At 52.3% G+C, this 16,470-nt stretch carries 16 protein-coding genes; 11 read left to right on the top strand and 5 right to left on the bottom strand.

What is annotated here, in order from left to right; translation table 11 throughout:
- Window positions 1-210 precede the first annotated feature (210 nt).
- Window positions 211-1,752 (top strand): sensor domain-containing diguanylate cyclase, encoded by a 1,542-nt coding sequence (locus NYE92_RS00570; protein ID WP_259018347.1) that lies wholly within the window; start codon window positions 211-213, stop codon window positions 1,750-1,752.
- A 60-nt stretch (window positions 1,753-1,812) separates the two neighbouring features.
- Here the strand turns inward: NYE92_RS00570 and NYE92_RS00565 are convergent, their stop codons facing one another.
- Entirely contained in the window at window positions 1,813-2,553 is a 741-nt protein-coding gene (locus tag NYE92_RS00565) for a nitroreductase family protein (protein WP_029569646.1), read from the bottom strand.
- Between the two features lie 317 nt (window positions 2,554-2,870).
- Here NYE92_RS00565 and NYE92_RS00560 point away from each other — a divergent pair, with 317 nt between their 5' ends.
- Window positions 2,871-3,503, top strand: a complete 633-nt coding sequence (locus NYE92_RS00560) for a LysE family translocator (RefSeq protein WP_013027933.1) — start codon at window positions 2,871-2,873, stop codon at window positions 3,501-3,503.
- Between the two features lie 194 nt (window positions 3,504-3,697).
- Here the strand turns inward: NYE92_RS00560 and NYE92_RS00555 are convergent, their stop codons facing one another.
- A complete protein-coding gene (locus NYE92_RS00555) occupies window positions 3,698-4,255 on the bottom strand; it encodes a GNAT family N-acetyltransferase (protein WP_014333214.1) in 558 nt (185 codons plus the stop codon).
- 341 nt (window positions 4,256-4,596) lie between these two features.
- On the opposite strand from NYE92_RS00555, the gene NYE92_RS00550 reads away from it, so the two are divergent.
- Complete coding sequence (locus NYE92_RS00550; RefSeq protein ID WP_158150435.1) at window positions 4,597-6,261, top strand: methyl-accepting chemotaxis protein; 1,665 nt, start codon at window positions 4,597-4,599, stop codon at window positions 6,259-6,261.
- A 451-nt stretch (window positions 6,262-6,712) separates the two neighbouring features.
- Here NYE92_RS00550 and NYE92_RS00545 read toward each other — a convergent pair whose 3' ends face one another.
- Both NYE92_RS00545 and NYE92_RS00540 read right to left on the bottom strand, forming a co-directional pair.
- Complete coding sequence (locus NYE92_RS00545) at window positions 6,713-7,645, bottom strand: DMT family transporter (protein ID WP_013027930.1); 933 nt, start codon at window positions 7,643-7,645, stop codon at window positions 6,713-6,715.
- Window positions 7,645-8,232 carry a TetR/AcrR family transcriptional regulator gene (locus NYE92_RS00540; protein WP_013027929.1) on the bottom strand — a complete coding sequence of 196 codons (588 nt, stop codon included), beginning with the start codon at window positions 8,230-8,232 and terminating at the stop codon, window positions 7,645-7,647. The genes NYE92_RS00545 and NYE92_RS00540 overlap by 1 nt, the downstream gene beginning before the upstream one ends.
- A 501-nt stretch (window positions 8,233-8,733) precedes the next feature.
- Here NYE92_RS00540 and NYE92_RS00535 point away from each other — a divergent pair.
- From NYE92_RS00535 to NYE92_RS00515, 5 genes are read left to right on the top strand one after another with little or no spacing between them, the layout of a single operon-like run.
- Window positions 8,734-9,837, top strand: coding sequence for an ABC transporter ATP-binding protein (locus tag NYE92_RS00535; protein WP_014333208.1), 1,104 nt, complete (start codon window positions 8,734-8,736; stop codon window positions 9,835-9,837).
- A gap of 25 nt (window positions 9,838-9,862) precedes the next feature.
- Window positions 9,863-11,140 (top strand): ABC transporter substrate-binding protein, encoded by a 1,278-nt coding sequence (locus NYE92_RS00530; RefSeq protein WP_072139163.1) that lies wholly within the window; start codon window positions 9,863-9,865, stop codon window positions 11,138-11,140.
- 4 nt (window positions 11,141-11,144) lie between these two features.
- A complete protein-coding gene (locus tag NYE92_RS00525) occupies window positions 11,145-12,062 on the top strand; it encodes a carbohydrate ABC transporter permease (protein WP_259018345.1) in 918 nt (305 codons plus the stop codon).
- Window positions 12,059-12,877 (top strand): carbohydrate ABC transporter permease, encoded by an 819-nt coding sequence (locus tag NYE92_RS00520; RefSeq protein WP_013027924.1) that lies wholly within the window; start codon window positions 12,059-12,061, stop codon window positions 12,875-12,877. The genes NYE92_RS00525 and NYE92_RS00520 overlap by 4 nt, the downstream gene beginning before the upstream one ends.
- 11 nt (window positions 12,878-12,888) lie before the next feature.
- On the top strand, window positions 12,889-13,797 hold the full coding sequence (locus NYE92_RS00515; protein ID WP_259018343.1) for a metallophosphoesterase: 909 nt from the start codon (window positions 12,889-12,891) through the stop codon (window positions 13,795-13,797).
- Between the two features lie 280 nt (window positions 13,798-14,077).
- Here NYE92_RS00515 and NYE92_RS00510 read toward each other — a convergent pair whose 3' ends face one another.
- Window positions 14,078-14,956 (bottom strand): LysR substrate-binding domain-containing protein, encoded by an 879-nt coding sequence (locus NYE92_RS00510; protein ID WP_110286865.1) that lies wholly within the window; start codon window positions 14,954-14,956, stop codon window positions 14,078-14,080.
- A gap of 100 nt (window positions 14,957-15,056) precedes the next feature.
- Here NYE92_RS00510 and NYE92_RS00505 point away from each other — a divergent pair, with 100 nt between their 5' ends.
- Genes NYE92_RS00505 through NYE92_RS00495 form a run of 3 tightly spaced genes read left to right on the top strand, consistent with a single transcriptional unit; the run spans window position 15,057 to window position 16,335 of the window.
- Complete coding sequence (locus NYE92_RS00505) at window positions 15,057-15,371, top strand: carboxymuconolactone decarboxylase family protein (protein ID WP_013027921.1); 315 nt, start codon at window positions 15,057-15,059, stop codon at window positions 15,369-15,371.
- A gap of 9 nt (window positions 15,372-15,380) precedes the next feature.
- The gene (locus tag NYE92_RS00500) at window positions 15,381-15,788 is read left to right on the top strand and encodes a tautomerase family protein (protein WP_259018340.1); all 408 of its coding nucleotides are present in this window, start codon (window positions 15,381-15,383) and stop codon (window positions 15,786-15,788) included.
- A gap of 10 nt (window positions 15,789-15,798) precedes the next feature.
- Window positions 15,799-16,335, top strand: a complete 537-nt coding sequence (locus NYE92_RS00495) for a DUF4865 family protein (protein ID WP_210487733.1) — start codon at window positions 15,799-15,801, stop codon at window positions 16,333-16,335.
- Window positions 16,336-16,470 lie beyond the last annotated feature (135 nt).

Below are 16,470 nucleotides of genomic sequence, written 5' to 3'. Positions count from 1 at the left end.
TCCCCGATACGCCCGACCGGTGAGGCTGGCACCATCAGACTGCTATCAGAGCCTGCTGCCTGTACTCTGAACAGGCGCAAGGCGAGGCTGGCGTTCCTGTCTTAATCTAAACTGAAAACAGCAGATATAAATGGCCTGTCAGGATGTTATTGATAACACGTTGTTTCTGATATGTTGCATTATCCCGTGGCGAGAGAAGGGTTAACCAGCATGGAATTACGTCGAAAAAAAGATGCGGCGATGATGCGCCTTTCACCACTGCTCAGAAGCATTACCCTGGCGGGAAGTTTATTGACGATTGGCGTTATTGTGATCAATGTCTGGACGCTTTACCAGGACTGGCAAAGAACGGTTCGTATCACTGAAGAACGCGCCATTGATCTTTCTTTGGCTCAGGCCCGTCAGGCCGAAGATACTTTTCTGCAAACGGAACTGTCGCTGCGTGAAGTCCAGCGTGAAATCGAGTCTCAGGCAGAGACGGGCGGAGATGTCTCAACCCTCAACGACATCATGCGGACGTTACAGAGCCGCCTGCCGCAGCTGGAGGGTATTTTCTATTACGATGCGCAGGGGCGATGGGTCGCCAGTTCGTTAATGCACTCGTTTTCAGGAAATAACGCCGACCGGGAGTATTTCAGCTATCATCGCAACAATCCACGCAACAGCCTGCACGTGGGGCCTGCATTACGAAGCCGCAGTTCGGGCCGCTACGTTATTCCTGTTTCGCTGCGCGTCAGTGATAACTACCAGGGATTCCGTGGTGTACTCCTTGCCACGGTGAGCATCGATTACTTTCGTCACTACTACGATTATTTTGTTATTGGTCCAAAGGACTTACTGGCGCTGATGCTGGCAGACAGCACCGTGCTCTATGCTCGTCCTTTGTCGAACAGCTACATCGGTAAAAATCTCTCCTCCAGCCCGCTTTTTCACCAGCTGTTAGCCAATGCCGAACGCGGCAGCGGCCAGTGGAAAGCGAAGGTTGACGGCGTAACCCGCATTTTTGGTTTCGCCAGTTCTAGCCGTTACCCCTTGGTTGTCGCTGCAGGATTTGACAAAGATGGGCTTTTGATTAGCTGGGCCGAAAGCCGGGTTCAGGGCGTAGTATTAAGCATGGTGCTTCTGATGGCGATCATTCTGCTGTGGATGTTGATACGGCATGAAGCCAAACGTAGCTTACGCTATCAAATTGAATTAACCCATCTCAGGGATGAACTGACCGAAGCGAATCATTCACTGGAGAATCTGGCAAACGGCGATGGGCTCACGGGGCTGGCTAACCGCCGGTACTTTGACCACTTTCTGATAAAAAGCCTGCTGCACGGCCGCAGTAGCGGTGGGCCGGTATCATTAATCCTTTTCGATATCGATTATTTCAAACGCTACAACGATACCTACGGCCATGTCGCGGGTGACGCCTGTTTACAACAAGTAGGACGCTTACTGAAGACGTTTGCCCAGCGCCGCATCGATATCGCCGCACGCTATGGCGGAGAAGAATTTGCCATCGTGTTAGCCGACACCTGCGCCGCGGATGCGTTAAAAATAGCCTCAAGCGTGGTTGAGGCCGTCAGGAAGTTAGCGATACCGCACAGCTCGACAGGGCTGGAAACCGGGTGCGTCACGCTGAGTGCCGGCGTGGCAACAACGGTGGCAGGGGAAGGGCCAGAAAGGGCGGAACGATTAATTAAACGGGCGGATGAAGCGCTCTATCGTGCTAAACACGAGGGGCGAAACGGGGCAAGGGGTTAGCCTGTGAGAGTTGAGCCAGAGGGAAAGACATCGCCCGGGCATTGCCCGGACGAATGACGGTTATTTGTCGCTACCAAATCCCTGTTTGTGCAGTGCAGGCAGGACTTTTGGGAAATAGATGTGCTGATAGTATCCGCTCACGCTGTCGCTCCAGCTTTCGCCGTCAGCTCGCCCGGTGGCTTGCCAGTGCTGAACCATTTCGGCATTGTAAGCGGCGATCTGCTGTTCCAGACCTTCGGTGTGATAGCTTTCTTCGTGACGGAAGGTCTGCAGAGGCAGGCGCGGCTTCTGGAAAGCGGGCTGGTCGACGTAACCGATAACGACGCCCGCGACAGGGAAAGTATATTCCGGCAAATTAAGCAGTTCGATCATCGCGTCCGGGTCGCGGCGAATTCCCCCGATGGGCACGATGCCTAAACCTTCCGCCCGCGCAGCGGCCATAATACTGCCTAGTGCAATGCCTACGTCAGTCGCGCCAGAAACAATACTTTCAATGCTGTCCTGAGCAACCTGCTCTTTGCCCACAGCCGCCATGGCGACCCGGGATTTATGCATATCGAGAACGACGGTGATAAAAACGGGCGCTTTGGCAATCCAGGGCTGTCCACCGGCAATCTCTGAAATGGCCTGACGTTGAGCGGCATCCCGCGTAACGACCAGTGAAACCTGTTGTGAGTTAACGGAGGTAGGGGCGCGATAGGCGGTGCTGATAATGCGATCAAGGATGGCATCGTCAACAGGTTTATCGGTAAAGCTGCGCTCACTTTTATGGCTGGTGAACAGATTAATAATATCGCTCATTATTGCTCCAAAAAGGGTAACCCAAGAATTCGTTTCCCAAGGATAGCAAATACAGACTGGCACCTCTTTAACCGCACTGGCTTTAAGCTGCCGATTAATAACAAATTTAACAGGTGAGTCAGGCTGTTCGTGGGTAACCAGCAAAGGTATTAAACAGATGCACCTGGGTGGTGAGCGATGAACGATGGTGACGAGCAAGAAGCTGCTTCAGCGGGCCTGTTTCGTTTTCGAATCCCGGAGACAACACAATCCACCCTGTGAAAACGGATCATTTCCTTTAGAATAGCCGCTCTGATTATTCCCTACCGAGGTCCAGGATGTTGATTTCAAGCCTTATGGCAATTGCTGCCGTTCTGATTATGGGGGTGATAAGCCCTGGCCCAAGCTTTATCTATGTTGCCAGAAATGCTGTTGTGCATTCTCGTCTTCACGGAATCGTGACCGCTTTAGGCACTGGCGTTGGTGCTGCGATTTTTGCCCTGGTCGCGATGCTTGGGCTACAGAGGCTGCTACTTTTGGTGCCGGAACTGTTTGTGGTTATGAAGGTGGCGGGCGGGTTTTACTTATTATGGCTGGCTTTTAACATCTTCAAAGGTGCATCTCAGCCTGTACACCTCGCGTTGAATGGACAAAATGGGCACAGCAAGACATGGCTAAAAACATTCAGAGATGGGTTGTTAACACAACTGAGCAATCCCAAAACAGCCATTATCTTTGCCTCTATTTTTAGTGCCCTTTTGCCTAAAAATATCCCGCTACTGTTTTATGTCGTCATCCCTCTGATGAGCTTTTTGATCGATTTTGTCTGGTACTCCATCGTTTCTGTCGCGCTGTCTGCCGAGAAACCGCGTCAGGTATATTTACGTATCAAGACGTCAGTTGATCGCGTCTCCTCAGCGGTTCTGGGCATACTGGGTATCAAACTAATCTCCTCATCATTCACCAAATAAGCAGCCTGACTGTTTACCCTGGGCGCGCTTAATCATCCGTTCTTTCTTCTGTGGCTCGCCGGAGAGGGAAACCGTGGGTGAGAGGACACAGATGGGTTGATTTGAGGGTAACGACCCGTCCCGGCATAAAGCGGACATGCGTAACAGTCTAGAGCCGCGCTCAGCGAAAGGCTGACTTCACAGGATGGGGAGAGTCAACCGCCATATCTGTAGATCAAGGTATCGTCAGTCATTCCCATGCTGTCGAGGCGCTCGTTAACCAGTCTGGCTTCCAGTTTGAAACCGCATTTTAATGCAACGGACTGACTCCGCACATTACGTCCCGCGACACGAATTTCAATTCTCTTTGCGTGCAAAAAATCGGAGGCTATTTTAGTGGCCAGTTTGCACGCTTCGGGCATGATGCCTTTGCCCAGTGCATTGGTTGCAAGCCAGTAGCCGATTTCGACGTAAGGGATAGCCTGATTGCGGATGAACAAGCTTATGCAGCCTAAGAGTTCATCTGACTTGCGTTCAATGATTAAAAACTTATATTCGTCTCTGTCATTCAGGAAGTTATCTGCGGCATCTGCCATGTTTTTCTCAACTGAATCAATAGAGTGAAAACCCGGAGACCAGAGTAAGAACTCATGATGAAGTGAGCTGAACGCATTCAGTTTTCGTTGCATTTCTTCTGCACGGCCCAGGTCAGGCGCTGTCAGATAAAGCATGTCATGCTGCCGAAAAGAAGAAGGAATATCATCCAGATACATAAAAACCTCCTTAGTGCGGGTTATCTTTTTTATCATAAGCGATGAAAAGCTGCATTAGCCTAACTGAGTGAAAAGGGTGAGCCGTGCCCATTCAGGCAAAAAACAGCCAGCTTATTGCGCAATGTCCACATTCAGCAGAAAGCGAAACTTGAGCAGCCTTTCGCGGCTTTGTTAGCCCTGGGTTTTACGCGATATTCACGTTTATGTTCAGGCCCTGCACATTCTCACTCTACTCATCTCCATAACTCACCAGCCTCTCTCTAAAAAAATCAAATTTTCGTTGATTTCGACGATTTACTAAGCGTTGGTTTTTTATTTTTTAAATACACACAGGGTGAGTTATGACAATTTCACAGCGACTTTATCTTACGTTTTCTCTGCTCTCAGCTTCTCTCGTTTCTATGGTTATTATTTCCATCGTGGTCGTTACTGGCTTCCAGTATCGCTTTCACTATGTTCAGATTAACGCCATACCTTCGATCATCGACTTAAACGTACTGATTGATGAGAACAATGAACTTCTCATTAAGCTATACGACTATCAGGGCGCAAAAGACCCTGCCAGGCAGGGGCAAATTGAATCAGAAATGAACAAAACGGTTGAGCGCCTTAATACCCTCAATCAGCATTATCTTGAGAATGATATATCCAGCGACGAAGATCTGCGGCTGACCAAAGAGGCGTTCGTCATGATTAAAAACATTCATGACAGGCTGCTGCCTTTCCTGCAGACCAACAGGATTCCCCAGTCATCATCGACGGCGAACTCAGATGAAAGCAGTAAAAATCTGAGTGAAGCCATTCGCACGCTTACAAGCAGTTACCGTAAGCAACTGCAGATAAATATTGATATCGGCACTCAACTGGATGAAACCAATACCCATATCTACTATACGACTCTATGGGGACTGATTGCCGGCTCTGGCGCCGTCATCCTTGTATTGGGTTTTTTCACGATCAAAACCATCATGTCTATACGCCGTCAGTTGAACGGCATGCGTCAGACCATGGAAGAGGCCAGTGAAAAACTCGACCTGACTCTCAGGGTTGATGAGTCACGTCATGATGAAATCGGCCTGACGGCAAGGGCCTTCAACCATCTGATTGAGAATGTTTCAGATTCACTGTCTAAGGTGGAAGCTTCTGCTCAGTCGGTAAGCTCTGCTTCTGCACAGATTTCGGCGGGTAATGAAGACCTGTCCTCCCGTACGGAAGAGCAGGCGGCCTCCCTGGAGCAGACAGCAGCGAGTATGTCCGAGCTTAGCGAAACCGTCCGTCAGACCGCTGAAAATACGCGTCTTGCCAGTCAGTTGGCGAAAAACGCCCGGGATATCTCAGAAGACAGTGCTGGTCGTGTCCGCACACTACTGTCCACTATGAGTGACATCAGGGCAAGCTCAGCCAAAATCACTGACATCATTGCACTCATTGAAGGGATTGCCTTCCAGACCAACATCCTGGCGCTGAATGCCGCCGTTGAGGCTGCACGTGCTGGTGAGCAGGGGCGGGGATTTGCGGTGGTGGCGGGTGAGGTTCGTAATCTTGCACAGCGCTCATCCTCTTCAGCTCGTGAAATCAAGGAGTTGATTGAGTCATCAATGGGCTTTGTCGAGGCCGGTTCTGAGCAGGCGGAAGGGGTAGGCTCTAACATGTCACGCATGAATGATGCGGTGCGGCAGGTCACTGATCTGGTGGATGAAATATCCGTAGCCGCCGGAGAACAGTCGCAAGGCATCAGCCAGGTCCATCAGGCCGTAAATCAGATGGACGGTGCGACACAGCAAAACGCCGCACTGGTTGAGCAGGCCTCCGCAGCATCGCGTTCTCTGATAGATCAGGCCTCCACGCTGGGTCATTTAGTGGGTGCCTTCACGATTACGCTTGCGGGTCAGTTATCCAGTAATAATCGGGAGCAAAACCGCGCCGCAGCGGTATCGTCGCCGGTTTTTAAGAAACCGCAGACCGCAGTGGTTGGCGGACAGGATCAAAACTGGGAGCAGTTCTGATAAAAGTAGGCCATAAAAGGTTCTGATAAGGATCGAAATCTGGCAGCTTTTAAACGCCTGATGCCTTGCAACAGGCGTTTTATATTTGATAAGGGCAGACCGAGAGGGCTGAGACATCGCTGCTGATGTTGGTAATGTCAGCCATGAGCAAAAAGCGAAAGGTATCGTCCCGCCTGAACCCTCGGAGACGCCAGGCAGCAGAACATTCGATTTCTCTGGTCCTGTCTTCATCGTATCCGGATTGACTATGCAGATTACCCTGGGGCCCTGTAAATCCTGGGCGTTATCGTTGATACAGGCGCCACAGGACACCTCTGCTCAGGTTCAGGGACGGAGTCAGTTATCAAGGCGGGTTTTGCTTTCCTCAAGCTTAATGAGAGCGCCCGTGCGTATGTCGAGAGCCCAGAATGCATCGAAGGCCGCTTTTTCCTTCCTTTTTCCTGTCCCCAGATTAAAGGTTATCAGCCCGGCGCTGGGCTGAAGGGGAGGCGCGCTTGCCCGCTGGAAAGGTGATCACACCCAGGCAGGCAATAATGAGTCCTACACCGGCCCAACCTGAAAGCGGCAGCCTTTCCCCGACAAGCAGAATGGCCAGCAGAGCGGCGACGACCGGCTCCAGCAGCGTGATCGTGGTTGCCATGCTGGCCGGGATGCGCGCCAGTCCGTAGCCATAGCAGAGATATCCCAGAAACATTGGAACCAGCGCCATATAAATCCCGACGGCGGCATTATTCCAGGTTTCCAGAAGCGGTGCGCCGGTCATCAGAAGGACAGGGACAAGCAGGATACCGCCCGCTCCAAAGGTCGCCCCCATTGCCGCGCGTGGAGCTATGCCGCCCTGCATTAACCGCCGCGCAGACCACGAATAAAGGGCATAGGTAAAACCAGCCAGCAGCCCCAGCGTAATGCCCGTCATTGCAGAACCTTGTCCAGTACTGTGCCCACCGCTTTCCGCAAGGCAAAGCAGGATCATGCCGGCAAGCCCTGTAGCGGCACCGCCTGCCCACTGCTTTGTGAGGCGTACGCCTTCAAGACGGTACTCAATGAGGGCTGACAGTAGCGGGGCAGAGCCGATGGAAATGACAGTGCCGACAGTGACCCCGGCATAGCGCATAGACGCATAAAAAGCGAGCGGATAAACCGCCACTGCGAGGGCGCCCGTCAGCAGAAAAGGCCAATGTCGAAAAATCAGTCGCCGCTGTCGAATAAGCGGGGTTGCAGCGATAAGTCCCTGGAACAGTCCACCGATACCCATTGCCACCGAGCCCACGGCTAGCGGGCTTAAAGCCGGGGCAAAGGTGGCTGCTGTACCGGTCGTTCCCCAGAGCACAGCCGCGATAATGACGGCCGTTGCGCCACCCGTTTGGTGTCCGGATGCAGGCATCAGTATGCCTCCATCAGTTGTTCAGCAATCATACCGGCCTGACTCACGCAGTCGCTGTTACCTTCCAGCCCGGCTCGTGAAATACTGCCTTCCAGTAGAAAAGCGAAGTGCCGTGCCATCTTGCGCGCGCTTTCTGCATCACCCATCATCAGGTCTGTCAGATGCGCGGTCAGAATCGCCTCCACTTCCTCCTTGTGCTCACGAACGGCCTGTCGTCCCGGCGCGCTGGCGGGCAACTCTGCCGCTGCGTTCAGCAGGCCACATCCGCGAAACCCGTTTTCATAGGCAAATTCAGCATGGTCCTCATAAGCCGCGAATACGGCCAGTACCCGTTCTTTCGGCGTCATGGCAAGGTCCAGACGATTTTTGTACAAGGCAAGCCATTCCTCGTGACGAACCCTGAGATAAATCGCGACCAGCTCATCTTTAGAGGCAAAGTTGTTATATAAGCTTTTTTTGGCGACCCCGGCCCGCTTTACGATGGCATCGATACCTGTCCCGTTAATGCCGTGGTTGTAAAACAGCACGCGCGCCGCACTGAGCAACTTATCATAAGCAGTTTCTGCGCTGGCAGATTGAGTTGGCATGACGATAACCTTTGTTAGTGGTGTGTATGTATACCAGTCTACCTACTAAGCGGAAATATTCAACCTGTGTCTGTTTCCGGCAGTGAACAGTCGTTGCAGCCCTTTCTCTGTGGCTGCAGCGAGGATTCCGAGACGTTGTGTGAGTCTCTGGCGCTTTGCACGCGTCTGGTCATTTCTTATAGCATCCGGGGTGCCGCCGAACGTATTACGTTAGCCCTGGCCCTGTCGTGCAGCAGAATCGCATGCAGTCTCGGCTGGTCAATCAAGACGTTCAACGTCACTTATGGGCACGACAGGTTGTCAGGATGCCGCTTTCTGCGTTCATTCGCTGTCAGGAACAAGAGGAAAAGCTCGGTCGCGACGGCGGCCTGGTAAGGCAGGGAAGGATAAGCCCGCATGATTAATCAATGGGTGCATCTTTTTTCTGTCATTTTTCAGCCATAAATCGTTCATTTTTCTCGGCTAGCTTACTGCAATTCTTATTTGCAAAGCGGCGCATGTATGAGCCATCTGGCGCTTCATCACATCACCAAGAGCTGGGGCGAGAAAATCGCACTGGATAATATCCATTTTGACGCCGCCGAAGGGACGTTCGTTGCTCTGTTGGGGCCTTCAGGCTGTGGTAAATCGACGCTGCTGCGCACTATTGCCGGCCTGGAGACGGCCGACACGGGTTCGGTGAGTTTCAATCATGTGGATATCACCCATTTGCCCCCCTCCCAACGCAAGCTCTCCATGGTGTTTCAGTCTTATGCGCTTTTTCCTCACCTGAGCGTTAAAGAAAATTTGTTATTTGGCTTAAAAGCCCGCGGTGAAGATAAGCTCACGTTTGCCGATCGTCTGAGTCGGGTCAGTAAGTTGATGGAACTGGAGGCGTTGCTGGATCGCTTGCCGTCCCAGTTGTCCGGTGGTCAACAACAGCGGGTGGCACTGGGGCGAGCCGTTATCGCCAACAATACGCTCTGCCTGATGGATGAACCCCTTTCTAACCTTGATGCCAAGCTACGCCAAAGCATGCGCCGTGAGATCCGTGCCTTACAGAAGAAGTTGGGTCTGACAATGATCTATGTCACCCACGATCAGACAGAAGCCATGAGCATGGCGGACAGCATTATTTTGCTGAACGCGGGACGAATTGAGCAGCACGACACACCTGATAATCTCTACAACAACCCTGCCAGCGTGTTCGCGGCACAGTTTATTGGCGCACCGCCCATGAACATCCTGCCGCTCGCCTGCCACAACGCGAACCACTATCTGAGTCCGCTCAGGGAGCCTGTCGTCGAAGGTTTCACCGCCGGCGCACTCAGTCTGGGCATTCGGGCTGAAGATATTCAGCTTATTAACGCTGATGGCGCGGTGCTGACGGCCAGCGTGGTGAGTTACGAATATATGGGGGCTGATACCTTATTAATGTGCCAGCTTGCTCACAGCCACGAAACATTAACGGTGACGGTAGCAGGAATGAAACGGTTCAGTGAGGGAAGCCTGGTGGGGCTGCAATGGCCTGCTGATAAGCAATACCTGTTTTCCACCGATAGCGGTAAACGCTGTTTGCATGCAGAACAGCTGATGTCTGTTTCGTCCAAAAAATACGCGGTTTAACGATCTTTTTACCTAAGGGAAAATCATGTCTGCTATTCGTCTGTCACATCTGCTTCCTGCATTGCTTATCGCAACCAGCGCGTCAGTTTTTGCTGCCGATCCGGTAAAACTGCAAATGTATTATCCCATCGCAGTGGGAGGCGCGATCAGCCACACCGTTGAAGCACTGGTTGCCGATTTCGAAAAAATTCATCCCGAAGTCAGTATTCAGCCGGTCTATACCGGTGACTACGCCACGACGGTGACCAAAGCATTGACCGCTTTTCGTGGCGGTAATGCGCCACAAATGGCCGTTATTGGCGATATCGAAGCTTATTCACTGATGGATGCGGGGGCGATTGTCGCGGCCAGCGATCTGGCCAAAGACGATGAGGGTAAAAAATGGATCGACAGTTTCTATCCTGCTTTCTTACGCCATATCAATGGAAAAGTCTGGGGCGTTCCTTTTCAGCGCTCGACCGTGGTGCTGTACTGGAATAAGCAGGCGTTTGAAAAAGCGGGTCTGGATGCTGATACGCCGCCTGCGAACTGGCAGCAGGTGGTGGACTTTGGCAAAAAGCTGGTCGTGAAAGACGGGCAAAACGTCAGCCAGTGGGGCATCGAAATCCCGACTACGCCAAATGGCTATTGGGTGTTTCAGGGGTTTGCTGCGACCAATGGCGCGCATCTTGATAATGGCAAGGGCACGGCCGTGTATTTTAATACGCCCGGGAACATTGAAACGCTACAGTGGCTAACCGATCTCGGTCAGAAAGAGGGCGTTTCACCTAAAGGCGCCGTGGCATGGGGCACCACGCCACAAGATTTTTTGAGTGGCAAAACCGCGATGATGGTGACCACCACGGGTAATCTGAGCGTGGTGCGTAAAAATGCGACGTTCCCGTTTGGTGTCGCGATGCTTCCTGAAAAGACACAGCGTGGAAGCCCGACCGGTGGCGGTAATCTGTATGTCTTCAAAAATGCATCTCCGGCACAGCAGAAAGCCGCCATGGCGTTTATCCGTTGGGTCACCGCCCCTGAACAGGCTGCTCGCTGGAGTATTGCTACCGGTTATGTCGCGACTTCACCCGCCGCCTGGGAAACGCCAGCCATGAAAGACTATGTGAAACAGGTTCCGCAGGCGCTGGTGGCACGTGAGCAACTTAACTATGCCCAGCCAGAACTCTCGACCTATAACAGCGTGCAAATTCAGGAGGCGCTGAACCACGCCATTGAAGCCGCGATAACCCAGACGAAAACACCGGCAGAAGCACTGGAAGCCGCCCAGAAGCAGGCCGATCGTTTGCTGAAGGCTTACCAGTAATACGATGGCGATGAACACACTTGCAACAGCATCCCCTGCTTTACGTTCAGGCGTCGGATCATTACAGCTGTGCGGCTATTTGCTGATCTTACCGGCACTGGGTTTTTTATTGCTGTTTACCCATTATCCTGCTCTGGCGACGGTGTGGGAAAGTCTGTTCAGCGCCTCACGTAACGGTCATCCGGCCCAGTTTGTTGGGCTGGATAACTACGCTGCGCTGCTGGATGACGATGTGTTTATCCGGTCGTTGTGGAACAATCTGCTCTATGCCCTGGTCACTATCCCTTTGGCGGTGATGCTGGCTCTGCTCATGGCATTGGCCGTTAACCGACGACTGGCGGCTAACGCCGTGATACGTGCGGCTTTTTTTATTCCCTCTCTTCTGCCAATGATTGCGATTGCTAACCTGTGGCTGTTTTTTTACACGCCACAGTTGGGCTTACTGAACAAACTTCTGTCGCTGTTTTCCATTGATCCGGTTAACTGGCTTGGCGAGCCGGGCACCTCCCTGTGGTGCCTGATGGCGGTCTCCGTCTGGCGTGAGGCCGGTTTCTTTATGATTTTCTATCTTGCTGCCCTGCAGCAGATTGATCCGCGCCTGCGTGAAGCGGCGGAAATCGAAGGGGCATCAAAGGGCTATTTCTTCCGGCGCGTCCAGTGGCCATTGCTGATGCCGACCACGTTATTTGTCTTGATCAATGCATCCATGAATGCGTTTCGCATCGTCGATCAGGTTATTGCGATGACGAACGGCGGCCCGGACAACAGCAGTAGCCTGCTGCTGTTTTACATCTATCGCACAGCATTCAGTTACTGGGATTTACCGGCAGCGGCGGCCATGACCGTGGTGTTGCTGCTGATTTTGGCGGCGATTGCGCTAGTTAAATTTAAGTTGATGGATAAACGAGCCCATTATCAATGAAGCCTTCCTTTTCTGTTGGCCGCCTCGGCCTGAATCTGATTATCTGGTTAGCGGCGCTGCTATGGCTGCTCCCTATCCTGGTGGCGCTGTGGGTTGCGGTGCATCCCGCGGCAGAGCAGGGCAGCTTCCGGCTTTTTGCGCCGCTGACGCTGCAAAATTTTATTAACGCCTGGCATGCTGCCCCCTTTGCCCGTTACTTCATGAATACGATTTTGCTGGTGATGATGATCGTTACAGTCCAACTGGTGTTGGCCACGATGGCGGCTTACGCACTGGTCCGTTTTCGCCTGAAGTATTCGGGCATGTTGTTTGCCCTTATCCTGTTGCAGCTCATGATCAGCCCCGATGTGCTGATCCTGAATAACTATAAAACCATTGGCGCACTGGGCCTGCGCGATACATTGACCGGCATTGCCTTACCGTATTTTGCGTCTGCCTTTGCCATCTTCCTGCTGCGCCAGACGTTTAAAAGCATCCCCTTAGTGCTGGAAGAGGCGGCGATCGTGGAAGGCGCCAGCCGGTTTTATATCTTACGTAAGATCTACATCCCGCTGGCCAGACCGATTTATATCGCCTTTGCGTTAGTCTCTGTCAGCTTTCACTGGAATGATTTTCTCTGGCCGCTGGTGATTACCGACTCGGTTAAGGTACGGCCCTTAACCGTCGGGCTGCAGCTATTTTCCGCGCCAGAGCAGGGCGTGCAGTGGGCGCTTATTGGTGCAGCAACATTGATGACAACGCTGCCGCTTTTGCTGCTCTTTCTGATATTTCAGCGTCAGTTTATTCAGTCTTTCATGCGTGCCGGTATACGTTAAGGTGAACGCCAATGTTAACGCCTCACTCGCTTAGCCTGCAGCAGCGCGAACTGCTGGCGGAGGTCGTACCGCTGTATCAACCGCCGTTGCTGCGTCCCTTAGCTGCGCGGAACAACTTTGTTCGTTTTGGTTTGATCGCCGACCCGCAATATGCGGATATCGAACCGGATGTTGACAACCATCTTTACTATCGCAACGGACTACAAAAACTGCACCAGGCCATCACGGCGCTCAACGCGCAGCCGCTCGATTTTGTGGTGACCCTGGGCGATCTCGTCGATCGCGACTGGTACAGCTATGCTGCGGTATTGCCGGTATATCAAGAATTAAAGCATCCCCATGCCGTGGTGCTGGGTAATCATGATGCGCAGACGATTGCCACACGACTTGAAGGTAAGGTTCCCCTACCCAAGAGCTATTACGCTTTCCGTTTTAACGGCTGGCGCTTCATTGTCTACGATGGCAATGATATGAGTCTTTACTGCAATGCGCTCAACGGCACCGATCGCCAACAGGCGGCAGCGTTGCTGGCCCGGCTGCAACATGAGCATCAACCCCACGCGCAGCCCTGGAACGGTGCCGTGGGCGCGCAACAGTTGGTGTGGATAGAGCAGCAGTTACAGGCGGCACAGCAGTGCGGAGAAAGCATCGTGGTATTCGGGCATTATCCGCTGGCTCCCGGGAATACGCATATGTTAATGAACGCCGACGCGCTGGTGAATTTATTCACCCGCTACCGGGTGCGCGCCTGTTTTGCCGGACACGATCATCGCGGAGGCTATGCCCGTATTTTGGACACCGACTTTTTTATCATGAAGGGCATGCTCGACGGCCCTCTAGACGTGCCCTTCGCGTGGGTGGAAGCAGACGGTGATACGCTCAGCGTACAAGGCTATGGTGGAGAGATAAGCCGGGGGTAAACAGCAGTGGCGATGAATGTCACAAAAGTGTGAGCACAGTATCTTCTGTAACGATTTTAGTTACATCATCCTGTAAGTGATCTTACTCAGGTGCCCGCGACAGGATTAGCGCAGCAAGCAGGAGAGGTGCCAAAGCCGGGCCGGACAAAAAGCAGGGCGTTGCTTAAACGACCACAATCTGACAGCCCTGTGCTCAGCCTCAACCGCCAGAAATACCTGCCTGTCCGGTCATCGATTGATGCTGTCTGTTGGCTGGATTTCTTCAGTCGCGGTAGTTGGCTTATGTGCCATGAAAGTGCGTTTTTATCATCTGGCAAAGCGAGGCTGCTGCGGCTGATACTTTTTTTTCAGACTGATGCAGACGAACGCCAATCGCGCCAGTATCTGGCAATTTTTGCTGGTCAAATATCGCGAGTGATGACGGCATGCCCGTTTGTGTTCGCAACGTCATTCCGAGCCCGGCCGCCGCGGCCGCCCATATCCCACTCAGGCTTCTGCTGGTAAACGCAATGCGCCAGGGGATATTCATGCTGTCCAGGGCCGCTGTCGCCGCGCTACGCATCAGACAGGGTGCTTCAAAAACCAGTAACGGCAGAGGTCGGTTCCGATCGATAAATGCGCCGATATCGAAATCTTTTGCGCCAATCCAGCAGAGTGGTAATGAACCGAGCGACTCGCTGTAGGCGGTGCTCTCGTCACCCTGCCAGCTCAGGGCAACATCAAGTTCATTGTGACGTATTGCATCCAGCAGAGGCTTGTTGCGGGTCACGGTCGCGGAGACCTGTACGTCGGGGTGCGCACGTGAAAATTGCCCAAGAAGAGAGGGGAGAAGTGATTCTCCAAAATCTTCCTGCAATCCCAGCCGAACCTCGCCACGGATGCCCACCGATTTCACTGCCTGGTAAGCTTCGTCGTTGAGACTCATCAGCCTGCGCGCATAGGCAAGCATCATTTCCCCCTGGGCAGTAAGGACCAGATGTCGTCCTGACTTTTGCACCAGCGCGGCGCCTGCCTGCTGCTCAAGCTTTTTAAGCTGAGCGCTTACCGCCGATGTTGAACGCCCCAGGCGCTCTGCAGCAGCAGCAAAACTACCCAACTCAATACCGGTGACAAAGGTTCGTAATGTTTCAGCATCGAACGTAACGGGTCTTTTCGCCATTTTTCATCCCGTTTTATGGGATTCAGGGTCCCAATATTTCTGATTTTATAGATCGTCAAAGCATCCTATCTTTCTACCACATCCTCAAGGAGAAACAAAAATGAACACGATAAAGGTGAGTCGGGAGAATATGGCCGGGATAGCACCGAAGCTGGCACGTCTCAGTGAAGAGGTCTTATTTGGCGATATCTGGCAGCGGGACGGGCTTTCACCGCGGGACAGAAGTCTGATTACGGTCAGCGCCCTCGTTGCACTGTATCGAAATGAACAGCTGGGCTGGCATCTGGAATTTGCTCGCCAAAATGGCATTTCAGACGATGAAATTATCGAAGTAATAACGCATCTTGCCTTTTATTGCGGCTGGCCCAACGCCGTTTCCGCGTTGACCGTCTTCAAAAACACACAGCCTGAGTGAGGGATACCGATGCCTGTAAGCCATATAGCCATCTCAACAGCGCGTTTTCAGCAGTGGCGAGAGAAAATTTCTGCTGCGTTACAGCAATCGCTTGAAGCTTCATTTTCCGTTCCGCGCGGAGACTGCTTTCAGTTTTTTGATTGTTATGACGCGCACAGCCGGATTTTTGATCGGCATTATCTTTGTGGTGCTGAGGCGGGCCGCAGCAATGACTTTCTTCTGTTTACCATTACCGCAGGTAAAGCGCGTAATACGCAGCAGAAACAGGCCTTTTATCAGGATCTCACCCGCCGTCTTGAAAAATCGATGGGTATAAAACCCCATGATGTCATGATCGTTCTTCATTTCACTCAGTCAGAAGACTGGTCTTTTAGTCATGGGAAGATGTTTGACCTGGCGGATATTCCCCAACTTTAAGGAGAAAACCATGCTTGCTATGCAATACCGTTTTGTTCTTCCCGCCGATTACGACATGACGATTATTCAACGCCGGATTGATGACAACGGATATAAGATGGCGGGATTTCCTGGTCTCATATTCAAAGCCTGGCTTTATGCGTGCAAAGCCAAAGGTCCCACAAACACGGATGAAAATGTGTATGCGCCCTTTTATCTTTGGCAGGACGCAGAGAGCATGCACTGTTTTTTGTCTGGGGCAGGTTTTAAAAAGCTTACTGAGGATTTTGGCTGGCCGCAGGTGCATACCTTCCCGGTCTTATCGGCCAGGCTGTCGCCAGAGATGGGTCAAGCCGGTTTTGCTTCCCTGAACGTCAGCACCGTTCCTGCTTACGCCGATCTCGCCGGGTTAACACAGCCCCCAAAACAAGCCGGGGCGTTAGCACGCGTATCGGCTCTGGATACCTTTCACTGGCGCCACATAGATTTTTGTCTCTGGACAACGGCGCCCGCGCAAGATTCGGGCCATTTTCAGCGTTATCAGGTAGGGCATCTCTCTGTTCCCTGAATATTTACCGTCTGACACAAAATTATCGCCTAACCGCATATCTAAATGATCGGTTGTAAGACTATCTTACTGTAGATGCCAGACACGTTTGCATTAACGCTCTGGTGACGCTATCGCGTTATTCCATGACGCAAA

Origin of the sequence: Pantoea sp. B566 (genome assembly GCF_024793925.1) — a bacterium.
Taxonomy (GTDB): Bacteria; Pseudomonadota; Gammaproteobacteria; order Enterobacterales; family Enterobacteriaceae; genus Pantoea; species Pantoea ananatis.
The sequence above is the reverse complement of the archived record's forward strand: the minus strand, read 5'-3'. Positions and strand labels throughout refer to the sequence as shown.